We start from the raw sequence: 20,512 nt of genomic DNA on the forward strand, positions 1-20,512 counted from the left end.
TCCGCTCGAATGTCGAGGCGGTGTCGAAACCCAATGTAGAACACGAGGGTCTTTCGCCACAGGCCGATGCACAGATGTGCACGACCCGGCTGACAGCGCCGATCAGGGGCGCACGGAACCGGTTTCGGCAAGGCGACGGGCGAGCCCCTCGTCCACGATCAGGTCGGTGATCAGGCCGGCTGCAATAGCTCCCCGCAGGCTGGGGAGCTTGGCTCGGCCCGAAGCGACACACACCCGCCGCGGCACCCGACGGAGTGTATCGAGGTCGGGACCGGTGGCCCGGGAGTTGAGCGCGATGTCGCGGAATGATCCATCCACCCGGTAGAAGACCGTGGCGACGTCGCCGACAACGCGGGCTTCGGTGAGACTGCGATAGTCCTCGGCCTCCAGGTATCCGCCGATATAGACATGGCTCGGCACCTCGGCGAAGGGAGATCCGAGACCGAAGAATACGACATCCATGCGGGCCTGGATGTCGAGCACCCGCTTCGTGCTCCGCTCCCGCCAGAGCGCCTCCTTGGTTCGAGGATCGTCGAAGAACGCCGGCACGGGGAACTGCTGCACCTGAGCCGAGAAAGCTTCGCCGAAGTGTCGGAGAATCTCGCTCGCGTACAGGATGCCCGTGGTCTGGTTGTTGCCCGCACCGTTGAGCTGCACGATGCGCGAGTTGTGAGTCTCCTTGGGAATCAGCTGGTGGCTGACCGCACTCATCGTCGAGCCCCACGCGACACCGAGGGTCATGTTCGAGTCGAAGAACCGATTGAGGATGCGCGCCGCAGACATCGCCACCCGCTCGAGCCGATCGATGCTGCTGGTGTTGTCGGGTACGGGCACGATGTGGGCGGTGAGTCCGAACTTCGATCGCAGTTCCTCTTCGAGCTGCGAAGCACGGCCGAGCGGGGAGCGGATCTGGATGTCCACCAGCCCTGAGGAACGCGCGTGACCGAGAAGCCGGGAAACCGACGAGCGCGAGGTGTGGAGCTCGCTCGCGATCGCCTCCATTGTGAGGTCTTGCAGGTAATACATCTGGGCGGCCTGTAGGGCACTCTCTGATCGTTCATCGAGGCATTCGTCGGGGTGTGGCATGGGTCCTGATCTCGCACATTCGTGCAGCGTCTCTGTGAAATCGTGCTGGGCAGGGAACATCCTACGAAATCGAGCGCTGCACATTTGTGCAACCTTTCGCACGAGGCACAGCGGCCGCCAGCACCTCCCATAAGTTTCTGAGGAGCGCCTGACAACGACCATCCGGCCGCTGGCGCACTACACAGCCTTGAACCCAACAAAGGAGTCTGGATCAATGAATCGCACCCTGGTGAAACGCAACGGGTTTTGGCTCGTGCTTTCCCTCGCGCTCTGCCTCGTGTCTGCCATCGGAGCCTCGCTCGTGCAGACCTCCGGCGGCTCGGTCACCATCAAGAGTATGAGCTGGGAGACAGAATCCGGGCAGACGCTGAGCGCGTTGCTGCTGAAGCCGGCCGCCGCAAGCGCCGATAAGAAGCTGCCGGCGATCGTGCTCGCTCACGGCTGGTGGAACGAGAAGGAGATGCAGGACTCCAACTACGTCGAGCTTGCGCGCCGTGGCTACGTGGTGATGTCGATCGACATGTACGGTCATGGAAGCTCCTCGTCGATGCCTGAAGGCAAGGAGATGGATGCCGCGACCGGAATGTACGATGCGGTGAAGGAGATCTCGCGTCTCCCCTACGTCGACACCTCGCGAATCGGCATCAGCGGTCACTCCAACGGGGCGAGGGCGGCCAACTGGGCCGTCGGTCTCGACAACGCCGCGGATACCCCTCTGATCAAGTCCGTCTATCTCGTCGACAACGACCCGATCTACGCGGACCCGAAGACCGGCACGTACGTGAACTACTACGGCAACCGGGATGTCGGTCTCATGGCCGACCAGTACGACGAGTTCTTCTTCCGTAGCTACGACAAGAACGGAAAAGCCCTCACCACCCCGCGCCAGTACATCACCACGCCCAACGCGCAGTCGTTTCTGCACTTCGGTGCCGACCCGTCCGGCGAAAGCACTCGCAGCTCTTACAAGCAGTACTCCGAAGAAGTCGACGGCCGCCAGGCGATCCGGGTGATCGAGAACCCGGCCCAGACCCACCCGTGGGGACCGATCTCACAGAGCGAGGTCAGGGGGCTGCTCACCTTCTTCGACAAGTCCCTCGGCGCGCCGAACGCGATCGCACCGGGATCGCAGATCTGGCAGGTCAAGGCGGTCTTCAACGCGCTCGGCCTCGTCGGCTTTGGAATCTTCCTGCTGGCCTTCGCTCGCGCGCTGCTCGGCGCCAGACTGTTTGCTGGACTGCGCTACGAGCGACCGGCTGTCCTCGCTCCGAACACTCGCATCGGGCTCCGGTGGTTCTGGGGCGGACTCGTGGTCTCGGCAGTCTTCTCCGCCGTGAGCTACGTGCTGCTCAGCCAGACGACTGCCCTCTCGACGGCCGTATTCGTCGGCGTACCCCCGCTGATCCCCCAGGGGGCGGTGTTCTTCATCGGTCTGTGGGCTGCCATCAACGGCATCGCAGCCCTCGTCATCATGACCGTGTCTTACCAGCTCTTCGGAAAGCGCAACGGCCTCAGCCTGCGTGAATCGGGTGTTCTCCCCGGGTGGCGCAAGTTCTGGCTGGGCATCCTGCTCGGCCTGATCACCGTGGTCGCCGCCTTCGGAATCGTCTTCGTCGTCGGCTACTTCTTCCAGACCGACTTCCGACTCTGGGTGCTCGCCATCCCCCCGTTCACCGTGGACAAGCTCGGAATCGCGCTGATGTACCTGCCGCTGTTCCTGATCTACTTCGTTGCGAACTCCGTGGCGATCAACAGCTTCAACCGCTTCACCATCCGGGGTCGAGAGTGGGGCAACACCGCGGTACTCGCGCTGTTCAACTCCCTCGCCCCGATCATCCTGGTCGCAGCCCAGTACACGGTGTTCGCCATCACCGGGGAGCTCATCCCCGGTTTCGGCGGCATCTTCTCGATCTGGCTCTTCCCGGTCATCGTGATCCTGTTCGTGACGGCGGTCATCGGACGCAAGATCTACCGCGTGACCAACAACCCCTACATCGGCGGATTCATCAGTGCGGCGGTGGTGACGGTGATCTCGGTCACCAACACCCTCACCTACCGCTGACCTTCCCCGCACACCGACACAGGGCCCGGCTTCTCATGAAGTCGGGCCCTGTGTCGTCGGCCTGTGCCGTCGGCCCGTGCCGTCGGCCTGAGTCAGTGGCCGGAGGGCCGGGGTCGGCGCTAGGCGCCCGCAGTCTCCACCAGGTGGATGAGCACTCCCTGCTCGGGGTTCAGCACGGGCATGGGAAGGCCGACCTCGGCGAGGAATCGCCCGGTCGCGGTGAATCCGTCCGGGATCCAGCTGACGTTGCCTCTACTCCCATAGGGCGAGGTCGCGGAGGGGAAGACCACCTTCACCTCGTAGCTCGTGTCGGGGTTCAATCCGGGGAATCCCGCCCGGCCGGGCACCTCGTCGAAGGAAGTGGCAACACTGACAAAGGAGAAGATCGCCTCCGAACCATCCTGGGCGACCGACCCTTGCAGCAGGTAGGCCGGGTCGACGAGGTCGGCATGCACCGCACGGCCGGAGTGGATGAGCGCGCGGTGTTTCTTGTAGAGCGCGACCGCTTCGCCGAGCTCGAACAGGTCCGACTCGTCGAGGGTGCGCACATCCCACTCGATGCCGAAGTGGCCGAACATTGCGGTGATCGCCCGAAACGACAGTGAATGCGTGCGAGCCGTCGTGTGCGAGGTCGTGGGCCCCACGTGGGTTCCCACGAGTTCCGGGGGCAGGATCGCCTCGGTCCAGCGTTGGATCGTCTGCCTCTCGAGAGCATCGTTGCAGTCGGATGCCCAGACCCGATCGGTGCGTTCCAGGATGCCGAGGTCGACCCGAGCGCCGCCGGAGGAACAGCTTTCGATCTCCACCTCTGGATGGGCTCGGCGGAGCGCATCGATCAGCCGGTAGGCGGCGAGAGTCTGCTCGTGAGCCGAGGGCGCACCGTCGTGACCCATCTCCGTGAGATCTCGATTCTGGTCCCACTTGAGGTAGGAGATCGCGTTGTCGGTGAGCAGAGCATCGAGGCGATCGAAGATGTACGCGAACGCATCCGGATTCACCAGGTCGAGTACCTGCTGGTAGCGCCATTCGACCGGGGTACGACCGAGACCGGCACCGCTGACCCAGTCGGGATGCGCACGGATCACATCGGAGTCCTCGTTCACCATCTCCGGCTCGACCCACAGCCCGAACTGCATGCCCCGGGAGCGCACCGCGTCGATCAGCGGGGTGAGGCCCTGAGGCCAGACGTCCTCGTCCACGTACCAGTCGCCGAGCCCTGCCTTGTCGTTTCGACGGTGACGGAACCAGCCGTCGTCGAGTACGAAACGCTCGACGCCCAGAAGCTCCGCCCGGTCAGCGAGCTCGACGAGACTGTCGAGGTTGTGGTCGAAATACACCGCTTCCCAGGTGTTGAGCACCACCGGGCGCACCCCCGAGGGATGCTGCGCGCGCGACCGCAGCCACCGGTGGAAGGTGTCCGTCACTCCGTCGAGCCCACGGGAGGAGAAGGAGGCGTAGGTCCAGGGCGTCTCGTATGATTCACCCGCGGCCAGCACGATCTCCCCGGAGCCCAGCAACTCGGCGTTGCCGATCAGCGCCGGGCCGGTGGGTGTCTTCTCCACTGCCGTGACCCGGTTGCCGCTGAATCCGAAATGCGTGGCCCAGACGGAGCCGGTACGGTTGCCGAAACCGGCAGTCCCCACCGCCGTGAAAAGCGACGAATCGTGGCCCGGGCGGCCGTGGCGGTACTCGCGAAGCCAGGTGCCCTGGCGCAGTGACTGGCGCTGCGGATGCTGCTCCCGGCACCAGCGACCGGTGAGATCCAGAATCTCCGCGGCACCGAGTCCGGTGGGCAGCGTGGTGCTCAGCGACTGCAGGGCATAGTCATCCGTGCCGACGTTCGTGAGGGTGCTGCGGATTCGCAGCATCCCCTCCTGACCGAGATGGAACTCCACGACGAGCGAGAGTCCCGCGGCAGCGTCAGCGAGCGTGATCTCGTGGCCGTCGGGGGCGATCGCGCGGGCTGCGGTAGTGACGAGCGCAGCAGAGAACGCGCGGCCGCCGGGACGGTGGCCCTCGAGGGCGGGTCGGCCGCGCCATCCGCTCGATGCCTGCGGCACGAGATGTTGGGCGTGCGGATCGTCGAGCGCGGAGTGCGCGACCGGACCGGCGGAAAGCACCGCCGGGATCGCCTCGCCCAGGTCGGCTCCCCAGTGAACGATGACCGGAGTCTCACCCGACAGGTCGAGCACGAACGCCGATCCCCCACCCCTCAGGTTGACGATGTCGCTCACGCGATGGCGCCGTCGGTTCGAAGACGTGACGGGTGAGTGAGCATTCTTATCCCTTACTGGCCCCGAGCGTCAGCCCGGCGACGAATTGGCGCTGGAGAGCCAGGTAGATGATCAGGGTGGGGATGACCGTGATGATCGCGCCGGCAGAGAGCAGGTTGTAGTTGGACAGGAACTGGCCCTTGAGGTTGTTCAACCCGGTGGTGAGGGGAAGCATGTCCCCACTCTGAATGAACAGCAGCGGCCAGAAGAAGTCGTTGTAGATGAAGATGACCTCGAGCGTTCCGAGCGCAGCGAGAGCCGGGCGGGTCAATGGCATGATGATCGACCAGTACTGGCGCCAGATCCCGGCACCGTCGACGAAGGCCGCCTCGGTCATGTCCGCGGGCAGCGCCTTCATGTAGTTGGACAGCACGAAGGTGCAGAAGCCCACCTGGAACGCGGTGTTCACCGCGATCACGGCGAAGTACGTATTGAGGAGGCTTCCCGATCCACTCACGCTGTACGGCAGCTCGAAGTGCTTGAACATCTCGAACAGCGGAGCGGCGAGCACCTGCGGGGGGAGCAGGTTGCCGGCGGTGAACATGATGAGCAGCGTGACGTTGAACTTCCAGGTGAAACGGCTCACCGCAAACGCCATCATCGACGCGAAGAAGAGGGTGAGGATCACTGTCGGCACCACGATGATCGCGGAGTTGAAGAGCAGCTTGCTGAAGCCGCCCTGATTCCACGCGGTCACGAAGTTCGCGAAGTTGAAGGATCCGCCGAAGCTGAAATAGCCGTACTTGTCGGTATCCGCCTTCGGGCGCAACGCGGTGAAGATGGCCCAGCCGAGTGGGATGAGCCAGACCACCGCCATGATCATCAGGAAGATGTGCGTGCCGTAGTGGGGGCGCTGCACCGATCCCACTTTGTTCGGCGATCCCGACCGAGCGGGAGCTTTCGGCGGTCGCGTGGTGACTGTAGACATTAGGCGTCCTTCTTGAAGGTACGGCTGAGGTAGATGACGATCGGCACGAGCGAGACCACCAGCAGGATCACGGCGAGAGCCGAGCCCACTCCGATGACCTGCCCCTCGCCGACGAGGTTCTGAATCACCAGTGCGCTGATGAGCTCCAACCCGTTTCGACCACCGTTGATGATGTAGACGATGTCGAAGGCACGCAGCGACTCGATGATCGTGATCACGACGATCACGATGTTGATCGGGCGCATCACCGGGAAGACGATACGGAAGAAGGTCTGCACCGCGTTTGCTCCGTCGAGCGAAGCGGCTTCGCGAAGAGCCGGATCAACGCCCTTGAGGCCCGCCAGATAGAGGATCATCACGTAGCCCGCATGACGCCAGGTGGCCGCGATCAGCGCGGCCCAGATGTTGATGTTCGGGTCACCGAACCAGTCGATGGCTCGAGGGGTTCCAGAAGTACCGAGCAGGAAGTTGAGCAGGCCGTTGTTCTGGGAGTAGAACAGCTGCCAGATGACACCGATCAACACGAGCGAGAGCATTACCGGAGCGAAGAAGATGCTCTGGTAGATCCGCGAACCGCGAATGTTCTGGTCGAGCAGGATGGCGAGCAACAGACCGATGGGTGTGGCGATCACCGCGAGGAAAACCAGCCACAGGACATTGTGTTGCAGAGCCGGTATGAACGGCGGATAGTCCTTGAACACGAAATCGTAGTTCGCCGTGCCGGCAGGTCGGATATCGGAGAACGCCAAGCCATTCCACCGCACGAACGACAGAAGGATGGACAGCACTGTCGGAATCCAGATGAAGACCAGCTGGATAAGAGTGGGGATCGTCACCATGACGGCGAGCACGATCTTGTCTCGACGAGTGAGCAGGCTGTAGCGGCGACGGAGCCGGCCAGGAGCTTTGACGCTCCTGGCCGGCGCGAACGCGCCGATGGGGGTGTCGGCCATTGTGAGTTCTCTTACTGGGCGGCGTAGAGCGCTTTTGCCTGCGCCTCGAGGTTGGCGGTGTCGATCGTGCCGTCCTTCAGGAAGCCCTGGAGCGCGGGGATCATGACGTTGTTCGCCATGGCCGGCAGCGCATCCCGGTCGAAGAACTGGCTGATCGACTTCGCGTTGCCGATGACATCGGCGAGCTTCTTGTTGAAGTCGCTGTAGCCGGAGGTGTCGGCACCCTTTGCCGTCATGAGGTTCGACTTGTCCACGGAGAAGTATGCCTCCTGGCCGGCGGGGGTCCCCATGAACTGCAGGAGCGCCTTTGCGGCCGGGTTGCTTCCACCCTTCTTCGAGAGCATGAGGCCGTCGATCGGAGCCTCGACCGCGGTCGTGCCCTCCTCGGCGATCTCGGGGAACGGGAAGAAGTCGATGTCTGCGAGCACCGTGGCATCCGTGAACTGCTGGGTCACGAATGATCCGAGCAGGTACATTCCAGCCTTGCCCTCGCCGAGCAGCTGCGCGCCCTCTTGCCAGGTGAGGCCGAGCGCGTTCGTCGACTGGTAGGGCAGTAGCTGCTTCCAGTTGTCGAAGACGTCCTTGACCTTCTTCTGGTCCCAGGACTCTTTGTGAGCCGTGAGGTCCATGTGGAACTGGTAGCCGTTGGTGCGCATGTTGATGTAGTCGAACGTGCCCATGGCGGGCCAGCCGTCCTTGTCAGCGAACGCGATCGGCACGAGCCCATCGGCCTGCATCTGCTTGGAGAGCGCGATCAGGTCGTCGAACTTGGCCGGGACCGTGTAGCCCTTGGCTGCCCAGACGCTCTTGCGGTAGAAGAAGCCCCAGGGGTAGTTGTAGTTCGGCACGAAGTACTTCTTGCCGTCGTCAGCGGTGGAAGCCTTGGTGAGGCCCTCGCTGAAGTTGTCGCCGATCTTGTCCCACACGTCGTCGATGGGGGCGGAGAGGCCCTTCGCGGCGTAGTAGCGCATGCGGTAGCCGGCGAACCAGGTGAACGAGTCGTCCGGGCTGCCCTGAAGGTAGGTGTTGATGTTGTTCTGGAAGTCGTTGTGGGCGACCGTGTTGGTCTTGACGGTGTCGCCGGACTTCTTCTGGAAGGCCGCGACGACTGCCGCGTACGCGCGCTTCGGCACGTCATCGGAGGCGCCTGATCCCAGGGTCGTGGTCTTGGATCCGCTGCCGGAGGGGGTGCTGCCGCCGGGGCTACAGGCTGCCAGCATGCTGATCGCTGCCACACCCACTCCGCCCGAGAGCAGTGCGCGCCGGTTGAGCTGGCTGCTGCTGATGTTTCCGAGAACGCTCAACTTGTCTGAGGTCATCGTTATTACTCCTTTGTAATGTGCCGTGCTGTGAAAATCAGGACAGGTACAGACTGGCCCTCGAGACAGACGTTTCGCTAGGGACGATCTTCCTCACGCGCGTCGGGGACCGGTCGGTGCGTCCAATATACGCCCGCGGCGCCCTCTCGTCTACACCAGTAGATTCAACACGCGAAAACACATGTTTCGGTCGCGTAACGATCGACCTGCACCCGCGTGACGATCGACCTGCACCGTCTCGACGATCGGCTAGAGCGGCACGCAGCCGCACGATTGGCGCACGATCAACTCGGCCGTGAATGACCGGTGCTCGGGTTTCGTGCTGGCTGGCCGCCCGAGGGCGGCGATTGCGGCCTCCGCCATCTCGTCGACGGGCTGACGCATCACCGTGAGGGGCGGCCAGCTGAATTCCGACTCCGAAGATCCGTCGAAGGCGACGACGGCCATGGACCCCGGAACATCGATGTGCGCCTCGTGGAGGGCGCGGAGAAGGCCGATCGCCAGCAGGTCGGAGATCGCATAGACCGCGGTCGGAGGGTTCGGATCGGTGAGAAGCTCCATGCCGGACTGGTATCCGCCGTTACGCCCCCACTCCCCCCGCACGACGGGACCGAGCGGGAGGCCGGCGTCTCGAAGCGCGTCCTCCCAGCCCAGTTCACGGGCGGAGGTGGTCAGCCCACCAGGAAGTCCGGAGATCAAACCGATGCGACGATGTCCGTGCCAGATGAGGTGCTCGACGGCGACCCGGGATGCTTCGCGAAAGTCGACCCCGACGCTGGAGAATCCCGCGAGCGGTTCGGAACGGTCGAGCATGACCACCCGAACGTTCGCCTCCCGCGCGCTGTCGAGGTTCGGCTCGTCCTCGGTGCTCCCGAGCAGAAGTCCGTCCACCTGCCTCGCCACCAGCTTCTGCACCTGCAGGTGCTCCTGGCCCTGCACCAGCGCGGAGTTCGTGAAGATCACCGACAGGCCCTTATCGGTCGCGGCCTTCTCGATCGCCCGCGAGAACTCCGCGAAATAGGGGTTCGCGGTGTCCGACAACACCAGCCCGACGAGTTCGCTCACTCCCAGTTTTAGGGCGCGGGCCGCCGCGTTGGGCCGATAACCCAGACTGCTGATCGACTCGAGCACCCGGGCGCGCGTGGCCGGAGCCACGTTTCGCGGCCCCTCGTTCACCACGTAGCTCACGACGGCGGTGCTGACTCCGGCGTGATCCGCCACGTCTTTGCGCGTGATCGAGGGGCGATCCTCCCGCAGTGAGGGCATGGCATCCATTTCGGCGTCGAGTGAGAGCTTTGGCGCTCGACTTGGCCACATACTACCCTCGCCTCGATTCGGCGCTGGCTTAGGGATCGCCCTCCGCCGAGCAGTCGGTGGCACCCAAAAGTAGATTGTGCCCAATCGAACTGTGCACAATGCACTAGGGTGGGGGTCATGACCACCACTGCCGCCTCCGCCCCTCGGCTCGACGAGCAGATCTGCTTCGCGCTGTACAGCGCGTCGCGCGCCCTCACCGCCCGCTACCGGCAACTGCTGGCACCGCTCGGCGTCACCTACCCGCAATACCTCGTGCTGATGGTGCTATGGGAGCGCGACGCCATCACCGTGTCGGAATTGGGCGAGCGCCTCCAGCTGGACTCCGGCACGCTCTCGCCGCTGCTTCGCCGGCTGGAGAGCACCGGGCTGGTGATTCGCACCCGCCGCAGCGACGACGAACGCGCCGTCGAAGTCACCCTCAGCCCGGCCGGGGAGTCGTTGAAGGAACGATCGACCGGAATCTCCGAACAGATCTGTGCTTCCACGGGTCTCGACCTCGAGCACATCGCGGAGCTGCAGTCGCAGGTCACCGCACTGGCCGCGCAGGTGCGCGGCTCCCACTGATCCCCCTCATCCCCACTGATCCCACTGACGGGGCGGGCGGACTCGCCGCTCGCCATCACGAAAGAGAGAAATCAATGCCCACTCGCACCGCACGCACCGCATGGAATGGCAGTTTCGAGACCGGCGGGGGTCAGGTCGAGCTCACCAGCTCCGGCATCGGCACCTACGACGTCTCCTTCCCGAAGCGTTCCTCCGAGGACGCCAACGGATTCACCAGCCCAGAAGAACTCCTCGCTGCCGCGCACTCTGCGTGCTACGCGATGCAGTTCTCCGCGGTGCTCGGTGCTGCCGGGGGCACCATCGAAGCCCTCGATGTGAAGGCGGATGTCTCCCTCGGTGCCGACCCGGCCGGCGGATTCAAGCTGACGGGCATCCACCTCACCGTCCGTGGAGAGGTGACCGGAATCGACAGTGCGACCTTCATCGCCGCCGCGAACGACGCGAAGTCCGGATGCCCCGTGAGCAAAGCCCTCACCGGCGTCGACATCACGCTGGACGCCCAGCTCGAAGAGTAGCCACCGTTCGCGCCGCCGCGGGGCCGCGTCCAGGTCAGTCCGCCACCCTCACCGGTGCGGACCTGACGCGGTACCCGCGTGGGTCGAACGACCCGACTTCGTCACGGAAGGCGAATGCGAAGTCCGGCCAGAGCAGCGTGAGGCGATCGCTTCGGTCATCCACATACCAGCTGCTGCACCCGCCGGTGAGCCAGACCGTGCTGGCGCTCCGCCGGTCGAGGTCGCGCACCCACGCGTCTTCCGCCTCCCTCGAGACTTCCAGAACCTCGCCATTCACGATCTCGAGATGGTCGAGCGCCCCGAGGATGAACGAGATCTGGGTCTCGATCATGTGCACCGCGGAATTGTGGCCGAGGCTCGCATTCGGACCATCGATCACGAAGAGGTTGGGGAACCCCGCCACCGTGGTCGAGGCGTGCGCCACCATCCCCTTACTCCACCGCTCGGACAGCGCGACGCCGTCTCGCCCGATCACCCGGGTCGCGAACGGCGGTCGGGTGCTGTGGAATCCGGTGGCGAGCACCAGCACGTCGAGTTCGTAGGCCGCACCGCTCGCCCCGGTGGCAGTGTTGCCGTCGAGCGACTCGAGTGCCGATGGCTCCAGTTGCACTGCTCCGGACGCGATCGCCGGGTAGAAATCGTCGGAGAGTGCCACCCGCTTGCAGCCGATCTCATAGGCGGGCGTGAGCCGGGCGCGCAGCGCGGGATCGCTCACCTGCGCGGCGAGGTGGCCGAGCGCGACATCCCGAAACGGCTCCACGGCATCCGGCAGGCCGATGCGCTGGGCGAATCCGGCCTCGGCATCCCAGAAGAGCTGCGATCGCAGTCGTTCGATGGCCCCGGGCACCCGTTCGAGCAGACGTTTGTCGGAATCGGAGTACGCCCGGTCAGCCCGCGGCACGATGTAGGCCGGGGTGCGCTGGAACAACACGACGGAGTCCGCGACCCTGGCGACCTGCGGCGCGATCTGGATGGCGGACGCCCCGGTGCCGACCACTCCGACACGCTTTCCGGCGAGGTCGACGCCATGATCCCAGGCCGAGGAGTGGAACACCGGTCCGTCGAAATCGTCGAGCCCGGGGATCTCGGGGATCCGCGGCTCGGAGAGTCGGCCCGCCGCGACGATGAGCACCCGGCAGAGGTACGAACCGGTTGTCGTCTCGAGGTGCCAGCGCGCGGAATCCGCCTCCCAGCGCATCTGAATCACCTCGGTGCGGAACCGAAGGTGAGGCAGAAGGCCCTCCTGGCGCGCGGAATCCTGCAGGTACCGCTGGATCTCCGAGCCGTCGGCGTAGAACTGCCCCCAGTCGGTCTTCGGGCGGAACGAGAACGAGTAGAGGTGCGAGGGGATGTCGCACGCGACACCGGGGTAGGTGTTGTCGCGCCAGGTGCCCCCGACGTCATCCGCCCGTTCGAGGATGAGGAACGACCGCTCGGTCTCGCGCGCGAGCCGGATGCCCATGCCGAGACCGCCGAACCCCGATCCGACGATGATGGTATCGACCTCGACCGTCTCGATCCCGTTCACGGGTGAGCTTCTTCACGCACTGAGCCGGCGCGGAGCCGCGAGGGGTGCGAGACGAAGTCGCGGATCATCGCGAGCACCTCCGCCGGTCGCTCGGCAAGCACCGCGTGTCCGCTGTCGATCTCGGCGTAGCGGGAGTTCGAGAGCGAGGCGAAGACCTCGCGCGCCCGGTCCACGCCGGCGATATCGTCCTGGGTGCAGCCGATCACCAGCGTGGGTGCGGAGATGAGCGGGAGCACCTCCGTGAGGTCGGAGTCTGCGAACAGCGCGATCTGGGCGGCGGTGGCCCGGTCCGCCGGGAACGGCTCGGGGCTGTGCCGCTGCAGGAACGTGGGGCTGTGGGCGGAGAAGATGTCGAGGTCTCGCAACGCCACGTCGCCGGTGGCGTCGAGCTGCTCCCGCAGCGACGCGAGCATCCGGTGCCGACTCGACGCGCTGACGAGAGGAGTCACCAGTACCAGGGAGGCGACCACCGGGTTGTCGGCTGCGAAGGCCGCCGCGACCGTGGCACCCACCGAGAAGCCGATGAGCGACACACGACGGTCGGGCAGCACCGTGTTGAGCACCCCTGACAGCTGGTCGACCAGTCGACCGCGGTGCGCTGGTCCACTGACGTAGTCCAGATCCACCGCCATCACCGGGCGCGTGCGGGCCAGGAGGGGCAGAAGGAACGAGAAGTCTCTCGCGGCGGTGCCCCCGATGCCGGCAAGGAGGACCACCGGGTCGACGGACCGCCCATCGAAGCCGTGCTCGTCGAAATCGTGCTCCTCGAAATCGTGCTCGTCGAAACCGGAGAGGGTGCAGGCGATGTCCACGCCTCCGACGTTGACCGTGCGAAGCGTCGTTCCGGTGCTCATGGCACAGCGCTCGGCAGCGGCGCTTCCGAGCGGGGCTCGAGGGTCAGCATCCGCGCGCCACGACGGGACTGCCGGGCAGGGATGTGCCGCACCGTCGCGTATCCGGTCGTGCGCTGGCGGAGCGGGCGACCGAGTTCTGCCGCGATCGTCTGCACCTCGGCGAGAGAAAGCTCACGATGGGCCTCGGCTCCGGCCGTGCGTGCGAGGGTGCCGCCGAGAAGCAGGCCGCCGAGGTCGTCCGCTCCCCCGCGGAGCACCGCTTCCGCGCCGGCCAGGCCCAGCTTGGTCCAGGCCGCCTGGATGTGGTCGATGCGACCGGTCAGCATCAGCCGGGCGACGGCGTGGAGTGCACGGCTCTGGCGCAGGCTGGGGCCGGCGCCGGCCACCGCCGCCACAGTGGGCGATGCCTCGAGCGGCAGGTACGGCATCGGGATGAACTCGGTGAACCCGCCTGTCTCATCCTGCAGCCGGGCGAGCAGGCGCAGGTGTGCCACCTGGTTTGCCGGCGACTCGATGTGGCCGTAGACCATGGTCGCGGTCGTGCCGAGACCGAGCGAGTGGGCTGTGCTGATCACCTCGATCCAGGACTGCACCGGCGGATCGGTGCTGTCGCTGAGTACGGCACGAATGCGGTCGTCGAGGATGCGTGCCCCGGTGCCGGGGATGCTGTTCGCACCGGCAGCGCGCATCCCCGAGATGAATTCGGCGACACTCTTCCCTAACCGGCCAGCCGCATTCGCGATCTCGACCGGCCTCAGGGAGTGGATGTGCAGGTCGGGCTGGGCCGCGCGGATGGCCCCGATGATCTCGAAGTATGCCCCGTCTTGTCCCTCTGGCACGGCTCCCTGCAGGCAGAGTTCTGTCGCGCCGAGGGCCTTCGCCTCGTCGGCGAGCGCGCGGATCAGGGCGAGATCGAGCGAATCCACCGTCGACCGCTCCGGGTCGTAGAGCGAGAGGTCGAGATTGCGATTGATCACGAAAGACAACTCGTCACCGACAGTGGATGCGCGCAGCGCATCGGCGATGCCGGCGAGACGTTCGAGGTCGGCACCGTCGGCACCGAGAAGGGCGGCATAGTCGGCGTCGGCGAGCGAGTCCGGGGCGAGCTCTGCGGCATCCAGAAGCGCGGTGAGAATGCCACCCTCCCCCTCGGGTTCGGCGACCCAGGGCCGCCCCACTACCGGGGCATCCTCCCGGGCGAGCCCGCTGTTCGGGTCGGTGAGGGCACGCACCGGGGTGCGCAGTCGCGAATCGAGCCAGGTCTCCTCGTCGCGGATGTAGTCCGGATGCGCCGTCAACCGCTCGCGCAACTCGAACCCGCCGTCCCGCGTGAGCCGAGCGAGCGCCTCGAGTTCCGGCCAGGGACGCTCGGGGTTCACGTGGTCCGGGGTCAGCGGACTCACGCCGCCCCAATCGTCGATCCCGGCCCGCAGCAGCAGGCCGAGTTCCTGGGCGTCGGTGAGGTTCGGGGGCGCCTGGATGGTGGCATCCGGTCCCATCACGATGCGTGCGACGGCGACGGCCGCGACATACTCCTGGAGGGCGAGATCCTCCTCGTTCTGCATGGCCGTGCGCGGTTTCGCCCGAAAATTCTGAACGATCGTCTCCTGGATGTGCCCGTGACGTTCGTGCGACCGGCGGATCTCGAAGAGCGCCTCGGCGCGCTCCGCATCGTTCTCACCGATACCGAGCAGCACGCCCGTGGTGAAGGGGATGCGGGAGCGACCCGCATCCTCGAGCACCCGGAGCCGGATGGCCGGATCCTTGTCGGGCGAGCCGTAGTGCACCCCGCCCTTCTCCGACCAGAGGCGGGTCGCCGTGGTCTCGAGCATCATGCCCATGGAGGGCGCGACCGGGCGGAGGCGTTGCAGCTCCGACCACGACATAACTCCCGGGTTGAGGTGGGGAAGGAGGCCTGTCTCTTCCAGCACGAGAATCGCCATGGCCCGGATGTAGTCGAGCGTCGACTCGTAGCCGTGGTCGTCGAGCCACTGGCGCGCGCTCGGCCAGCGGTTCTCGGGCCGGTCGCCGAGCGTGAAGAGCGCTTCCTTGCAGCCCATGGCCGCACCCTGCCTCGCCACCTCGAGGATCTCCTCCGGTGACATGAACACGGGGATGTTGCGCTTGGCGAGACCCCCCGGGGTGTCGACGAAGATGCAGTAGTGACAGCGGTCCTGGCACAGCTGAGTCACCGGGATGAACACCTTTTTGGAATAGGTGATGATTCCGGCGCGGCCCGACCGCGCGAGGCCCTCGTCGCGGAGGCGCGAGGCCACGACCAGCAGCCTCTCCAGGTCGTCACCGCGCGCGCCGAAGAACAGTTCGGCGTCGGGCTGATCCGTGACCTCGGAGTTCTCGAGGCGGAGCAGAGCCGCAGCGAGCTCGGAAGAACGGGAGGGTTGTGGCATGGGAGACCTTCAGAAGAGTGAGGTGTACCAGCGCTCAACAGAACGCACACAGCCCAAATCCAGGCCCGATGATGACTCTCTGCCAGCCTACGCGCCCGGGATGCTCATCGTTTCAATCCCTCTCTCCGCGGGTGCCAGAATTGATCCCGTGCGACGTTCGGTCGATGACCACGATGTGAAGGAAAGACAATGACGCTCTCCCCCGCCTATCTCACGGATCGCTCACCCGGATTCGGTGGACGAACCCCGCGGTCATGGCTGCATTCGGATGCCCCGAGGATCGACCTGACCGGAGAGTGGGCGTTCCGCCTGCTGCCGACGGCGAATCCGGCCGGCGAAGACGCCGACGCCTTCGCACAGCCGGAGACCGATGTGGCCTCGTGGGACCGCATCCCGGTGCCGGCCTCGTGGGTGCTGGTGGACGACGGTCGCTACGGGCGCCCGATCTATACGAACGTTCAGTTCCCCTTTCCCGTCGATCCGCCCTATGTGCCCGACGCGAACCCCACCGGAGACTACCGGCGCAGCATCGAGCTCGACGCTGACTTCGCGAGCGATGCGCGGCTCATCCTGCGATTCGACGGGGTGGAATCCGCATTCCGCGTCTGGTGGAACGGCCATGAGGTCGGGGTCGGCAAGGGCAGTCGCCTCGCCCATGAGTTCGACGTCACAGAATTCGCCACCCCGGGCGAGAACATCCTCGCCGTTCGGGTGCACCAGTGGTCGGATGCCAGCTATGTGGAAGACCAGGACCAGTGGTGGTTGCCCGGTATCTTCCGCGATGTCTCGCTGAGCGCCCTGCCGGTGGCAGGAATCGACGACCTCTGGCTGCGCACCTCGTGGCGGGACGGCAGCGGATGGATCGAACCGGAGGTGCGAGCTCTTCCCGGGGCATACCCCGTGCGGCTGGAGGTGCCGGAGCTCGGCATCGACGTGCAGTGGGCGGATGAGGCCTCTGTGGCGCTGATCGCCGTGGAGAGCGTCGAACCCTGGTCCGCCGAATACCCGCGACTCTACGAGGCGAGCGTCTCGACGGCCGCCGAGAAGATCGGCCTTCGACTGGGTTTCCGCACTGTCGAGATCATCGGCGACCAGCTGCTCGCCAACGGCCGCCGGCTCGTCTTCCACGGCATGAACCGTCACGAGGCCCACCCCGATCGCGGTCGTGTCTTCAACGAGGAACATGCCCGCGAAGACCTCGCGCGCATGAAGCGCTTCAACGTCAACGCGATCCGCACCAGCCACTACCCGCCGCATCCGCGACTGCTCGACCTCGCCGACGAGCTCGGACTCTGGGTGGTGCTGGAGTGCGACCTCGAGACGCACGGCTTCGAAGGCGGTGGCGCCGGCAACGACTGGACCCACGGCGCGGATGCCGTCGCCGAGCGCACCAGCAGGCTCACCGCACGCGACCAGGGTCACTCGAGCACGGGCGCAGGCGCCTGGGCGGCCAACCCGAGTGACGACCCGGCCTGGCGGCGCGCCTATCTCGACCGCATCGAACGCACCGTCGAGCGCGACAAGAACCACGCGAGCGTCATCATGTGGTCACTCGGCAACGAGTCGGGCACGGGAGCCAACCTCGCGGCGATGGCCGCATGGATCCACGATCGTGATGCCAGCCGCCCGGTGCACTACGAGGGTGACTACACGGGCGCGTACACCGATGTCTACTCGCGCATGTACTCCTCGGTGCCCGAAACGGAGTCCATCGGCCGCGACGACACCTCGCTGCTGCTCGGATGCTCCACCGCCGAGTCCGCCCGCCAGCGCACCAAGCCATTCCTGCTCTGCGAATACGTGCACGCGATGGGCAACGGGCCGGGCGCGATCGACCAGTATGAGGACCTCGTCGACCGCTACCCGCGGCTGCACGGCGGATTCGTGTGGGAATGGCGGGACCACGGCATCCGCACCCACACGCCGGACGGTGTCGAGTTCTTCGGCTACGGGGGCGACTTCGGCGAGGTCGTACACGACGGCAACTTCGTGATGGACGGCATGATCCTCTCGGATGACACCCCGATGCCGAGCCTCTACGAGTACGCGGCGGTGGTGGCTCCCTTCCGCTTCACCGTCGCAGCGGACCTCGGCAGTGTCGATATCCGCAGCATGCGGCACTCGGTCGACTCCGCTGATGTCGAATTCGTCTGGCGGCGTGAGCAGGACGGCGTCGAGTCGGCGTCCGGCACCCTCGAGGTGCCGGCGATCGCAGCCGGCGAGACCGCCACGGTAGACCTCCCCCCTGTCGACCCCGGAACGGCCGACGCCGGAACGGATGGCGAGAGCTGGCTGACTTTCGAAGCGCGGCTGCGAGACACCAGCACCTGGGCTGAGGCGGGCCACGTGCTCGCCCTCGGCCAACACGACGTCACCGCACTCACGCTGGCGCCCCGGCAGCGGCTTCCGCGGTGGACTGTCGGCGGCACCTCCGCCGGAGTCACCAGCCTCGGGCCCGCGTCCTTCGAGCACGGCCGACTCACGGCCATCGGAGACCTCGCCGTCGAGGGGCCGGAGCTCACCCTGTTCCGCGCGCCGACCGACAATGAGTTGCGATCCGGCCCGGGAAGCTACGACCTCGCCGACCCCGCCGTTCACGACCGCGGACTGCCCGCACCCGCTCTCGCCGAGATCTGGCACTCCGCCGGGCTCGACCGGCTCACCAGCCGCGTCGTCGAACGAGAGGAAGGCGTCTCCGGCATCCGTGAACTGCGGCGCTGGGCCCCGGCCGCCGGCCGCGAGAGCGTGTACACGGATGTGCGCTGGCAGGCCCTGGATGACTCGCTCCTGCTGACGGTGGAGATCGAGCCGTCGGCGGGCTGGGACATCATCCTGCCGCGCATCGGCATCCGGTTCGCGCTGCCGCTGGAGCTGGACCAGGCGAGCTGGTTCGGCACCGGTCCGCTGGAGTCCTACCCCGACAGTGCGAACGCGGCACGGGTCGGCAGCTTCACGAGCGCGATCCACGATCTCAACGTGCGCTACGCCCGCCCGCAGGAGACCGGTCACCGGCCGGGTCTTCGTCAGCTGGAGCTGAGCGGAGCGGCTGGGCAGCTGAGCGTCGAAGCGATCCCGGACTACCGTGGGCGCCGACCCGGCTTCAGCGTCGCCCGGCACACGGCGCAGGAGGTCTCCGCGGCGGAGCATCCTTACGAGTTGCCGACGCCGACCCGCACCTACCTCTACATCGATGCGGCCCAGAACGGCCTCGGCTCCCGCGCCTGCGGTGTGGACGTCTGGCCCACCCATGCGCTCCGGCCGGAAGCGAGGACCCTGCGGCTCCGTTTCGCACGGAGCTGACCGCGTTCCCGGGCGGTTGACAGGAACCGCATTCGATCGCCCGGAACGCGCGGTTAGCATGGATGGGTAGAGAAATCTGAGGCCGTCCACCATGCCCACCGTCACCGCCCCCGCTTCGCCGCGCATGCTCGCTCCTGCTGAGATCAGCGCCATCCGGGCTGACTTCCCCCTCCTCCAGCGCGAGGTCGACGGGCGTCGGCTCGTCTACCTCGACTCCGGCGCGACATCGCAGAATCCACGGTCGGTCATCGCCGCGGAGCGCGAGTACTACGAGAATGAGAACTCGGCGGTGCACCGCGGCGCGCACACTCTCGCCGCGCTGGCGACGGAGCGATTCGAGGATGCTCGCAGCACGGTGGCCCGCTTCGTCGGTGCGGCCGACGACGAGATCGTCTGGACCTCCAATGCCACCGAAGCGCTGAATCTCGTCGCCTACGCGATCGGCAACGCCACCGCCGGCCGCGGTGGTGCTGAGGCCGAGCGCTTCCGCCTGGCGCCCGGTGACGAGATCCTGGTGACCGAGATGGAGCATCACGCCAACCTGATCCCGTGGCAGGAGCTCGCGGCGCGCACGGCCGCAGTGCTGCGCTTCATCCCCGTGGCCGATGACGGCACGCTGCGGATGGATGCTGCGACTCAGCTCGTCAACTCGCGCACCCGCATCCTCGCCTTCACGCACGTCTCCAATGTGCTCGGCGTCATCAACCCCGTGACGGAACTCGTCGCTCTCGCTCGATCGGTGGGAGCGCTGACCGTGCTCGACGCCTGCCAGTCTGCTCCCCACCTTCCCCTCGACCTGACGGCGCTCGGCGTCGATTTCGCGGCATTCTCGGGCCACAAGATGCTCGGACCCACCGGCATCGGTGTGCTGTTCGGACGCAGCGAGCTGCTCAACGCGCTTCCGCCATTCCTCACCGGAGGGTCGATGATCACCACCGTCACAATGGAGAGCGCCGAGTACCTGCCCTCGCCGCACCGGTTCGAGGCGGGCACCCAGCGGGTCTCGCAGGCCATCGCTCTGGCGAGTGCCGTCGACTACCTCGAGCGGATCGGGATCGACCGTATCGCCGCGCACGAAACCGCTCTCGGGCAGCGCCTGGTCACCGGGCTCGATGCCATCCCCGGCGTCACCGTGCTCGGCCCCGGCGTCGGGCGGGAGCGGGTGGGGCTCGCCAGCTTCGACGTCGCCGGTGTGCATTCCCACGACCTCGGCCAATTCCTGGATGACCGAGGCATCGCGGTCCGCGTCGGTCATCACTGCGCCCAACCGCTTCACCGTCGGCTGGGGATGATCTCCTCCACCCGCGCGAGCGCCTACCTGTACACGACCGAAGACGAGGTCGACGAGTTTCTTGCCGGGCTCTCGGCCGCCATCACCTTCTTCGGAGTCTCCTCATGAGTTCAG

Annotated in this window: 14 protein-coding genes; 5 read left to right on the forward strand and 9 right to left on the reverse strand. The window is 66.1% G+C overall.

The window, feature by feature from the left end:
- Positions 1-102: 102 nt before the first annotated feature.
- Entirely contained in the window at positions 103-1,086 is a 984-nt protein-coding gene (locus tag F1C58_RS11615; RefSeq protein WP_185201263.1) for a sugar-binding transcriptional regulator, read from the reverse strand.
- A gap of 214 nt (positions 1,087-1,300) precedes the next feature.
- Between F1C58_RS11615 and F1C58_RS11620 the strand changes: the two genes are divergently transcribed.
- Positions 1,301-3,148, forward strand: a complete 1,848-nt coding sequence (locus tag F1C58_RS11620; RefSeq protein ID WP_185201264.1) for a CocE/NonD family hydrolase — start codon at positions 1,301-1,303, stop codon at positions 3,146-3,148.
- 119 nt (positions 3,149-3,267) lie between these two features.
- Here F1C58_RS11620 and F1C58_RS11625 read toward each other — a convergent pair whose 3' ends face one another.
- The 5 genes from F1C58_RS11625 to F1C58_RS11645 form a co-directional block, all read right to left on the reverse strand.
- Positions 3,268-5,382 (reverse strand): alpha-galactosidase, encoded by a 2,115-nt coding sequence (locus tag F1C58_RS11625; protein WP_370543654.1) that lies wholly within the window; start codon positions 5,380-5,382, stop codon positions 3,268-3,270.
- Positions 5,383-5,428: 46 nt separating this feature from the next.
- Complete coding sequence (locus F1C58_RS11630; RefSeq protein WP_185201265.1) at positions 5,429-6,349, reverse strand: carbohydrate ABC transporter permease; 921 nt, start codon at positions 6,347-6,349, stop codon at positions 5,429-5,431.
- Complete coding sequence (locus F1C58_RS11635; protein ID WP_185201266.1) at positions 6,349-7,302, reverse strand: carbohydrate ABC transporter permease; 954 nt, start codon at positions 7,300-7,302, stop codon at positions 6,349-6,351. The genes F1C58_RS11630 and F1C58_RS11635 overlap by 1 nt, the downstream gene beginning before the upstream one ends.
- Before the next feature lie 11 nt (positions 7,303-7,313).
- Complete coding sequence (locus F1C58_RS11640) at positions 7,314-8,621, reverse strand: ABC transporter substrate-binding protein (RefSeq protein WP_185201267.1); 1,308 nt, start codon at positions 8,619-8,621, stop codon at positions 7,314-7,316.
- 249 nt (positions 8,622-8,870) lie between these two features.
- Positions 8,871-9,887, reverse strand: coding sequence for a LacI family DNA-binding transcriptional regulator (locus tag F1C58_RS11645; protein ID WP_255461082.1), 1,017 nt, complete (start codon positions 9,885-9,887; stop codon positions 8,871-8,873).
- A gap of 168 nt (positions 9,888-10,055) precedes the next feature.
- Between F1C58_RS11645 and F1C58_RS11650 the strand changes: the two genes are divergently transcribed.
- A complete protein-coding gene (locus F1C58_RS11650) occupies positions 10,056-10,502 on the forward strand; it encodes a MarR family winged helix-turn-helix transcriptional regulator (protein ID WP_185201269.1) in 447 nt (148 codons plus the stop codon).
- A gap of 74 nt (positions 10,503-10,576) precedes the next feature.
- A complete protein-coding gene (locus F1C58_RS11655) occupies positions 10,577-11,017 on the forward strand; it encodes an OsmC family peroxiredoxin (RefSeq protein WP_185201270.1) in 441 nt (146 codons plus the stop codon).
- Between the two features lie 34 nt (positions 11,018-11,051).
- Here the strand turns inward: F1C58_RS11655 and F1C58_RS11660 are convergent, their stop codons facing one another.
- The 3 genes from F1C58_RS11660 to cofG are packed head-to-tail and all read right to left on the reverse strand — an operon-like array spanning position 11,052 to position 15,807.
- A complete protein-coding gene (locus tag F1C58_RS11660) occupies positions 11,052-12,545 on the reverse strand; it encodes an NAD(P)/FAD-dependent oxidoreductase (protein ID WP_255461083.1) in 1,494 nt (497 codons plus the stop codon).
- Positions 12,542-13,399 (reverse strand): alpha/beta fold hydrolase, encoded by an 858-nt coding sequence (locus F1C58_RS11665; protein ID WP_185201271.1) that lies wholly within the window; start codon positions 13,397-13,399, stop codon positions 12,542-12,544. The genes F1C58_RS11660 and F1C58_RS11665 overlap by 4 nt, the downstream gene beginning before the upstream one ends.
- A complete protein-coding gene (gene cofG, locus F1C58_RS11670) occupies positions 13,396-15,807 on the reverse strand; it encodes a 7,8-didemethyl-8-hydroxy-5-deazariboflavin synthase CofG (RefSeq protein WP_185201272.1) in 2,412 nt (803 codons plus the stop codon). Before cofG ends, F1C58_RS11665 begins: the two co-directional genes overlap by 4 nt.
- A 189-nt stretch (positions 15,808-15,996) precedes the next feature.
- Here cofG and F1C58_RS11675 point away from each other — a divergent pair, with 189 nt between their 5' ends.
- Complete coding sequence (locus tag F1C58_RS11675; protein ID WP_185201273.1) at positions 15,997-19,107, forward strand: glycoside hydrolase family 2 TIM barrel-domain containing protein; 3,111 nt, start codon at positions 15,997-15,999, stop codon at positions 19,105-19,107.
- Between the two features lie 91 nt (positions 19,108-19,198).
- On the forward strand, positions 19,199-20,506 hold the full coding sequence (locus F1C58_RS11680) for an aminotransferase class V-fold PLP-dependent enzyme (RefSeq protein ID WP_185201274.1): 1,308 nt from the start codon (positions 19,199-19,201) through the stop codon (positions 20,504-20,506).
- Positions 20,507-20,512: the final 6 nt, after the last annotated feature.

It is taken from the genome of Glaciihabitans sp. INWT7 (assembly GCF_014217685.1).
In the GTDB taxonomy this organism is placed as follows: domain Bacteria; phylum Actinomycetota; class Actinomycetes; order Actinomycetales; family Microbacteriaceae; genus Lacisediminihabitans.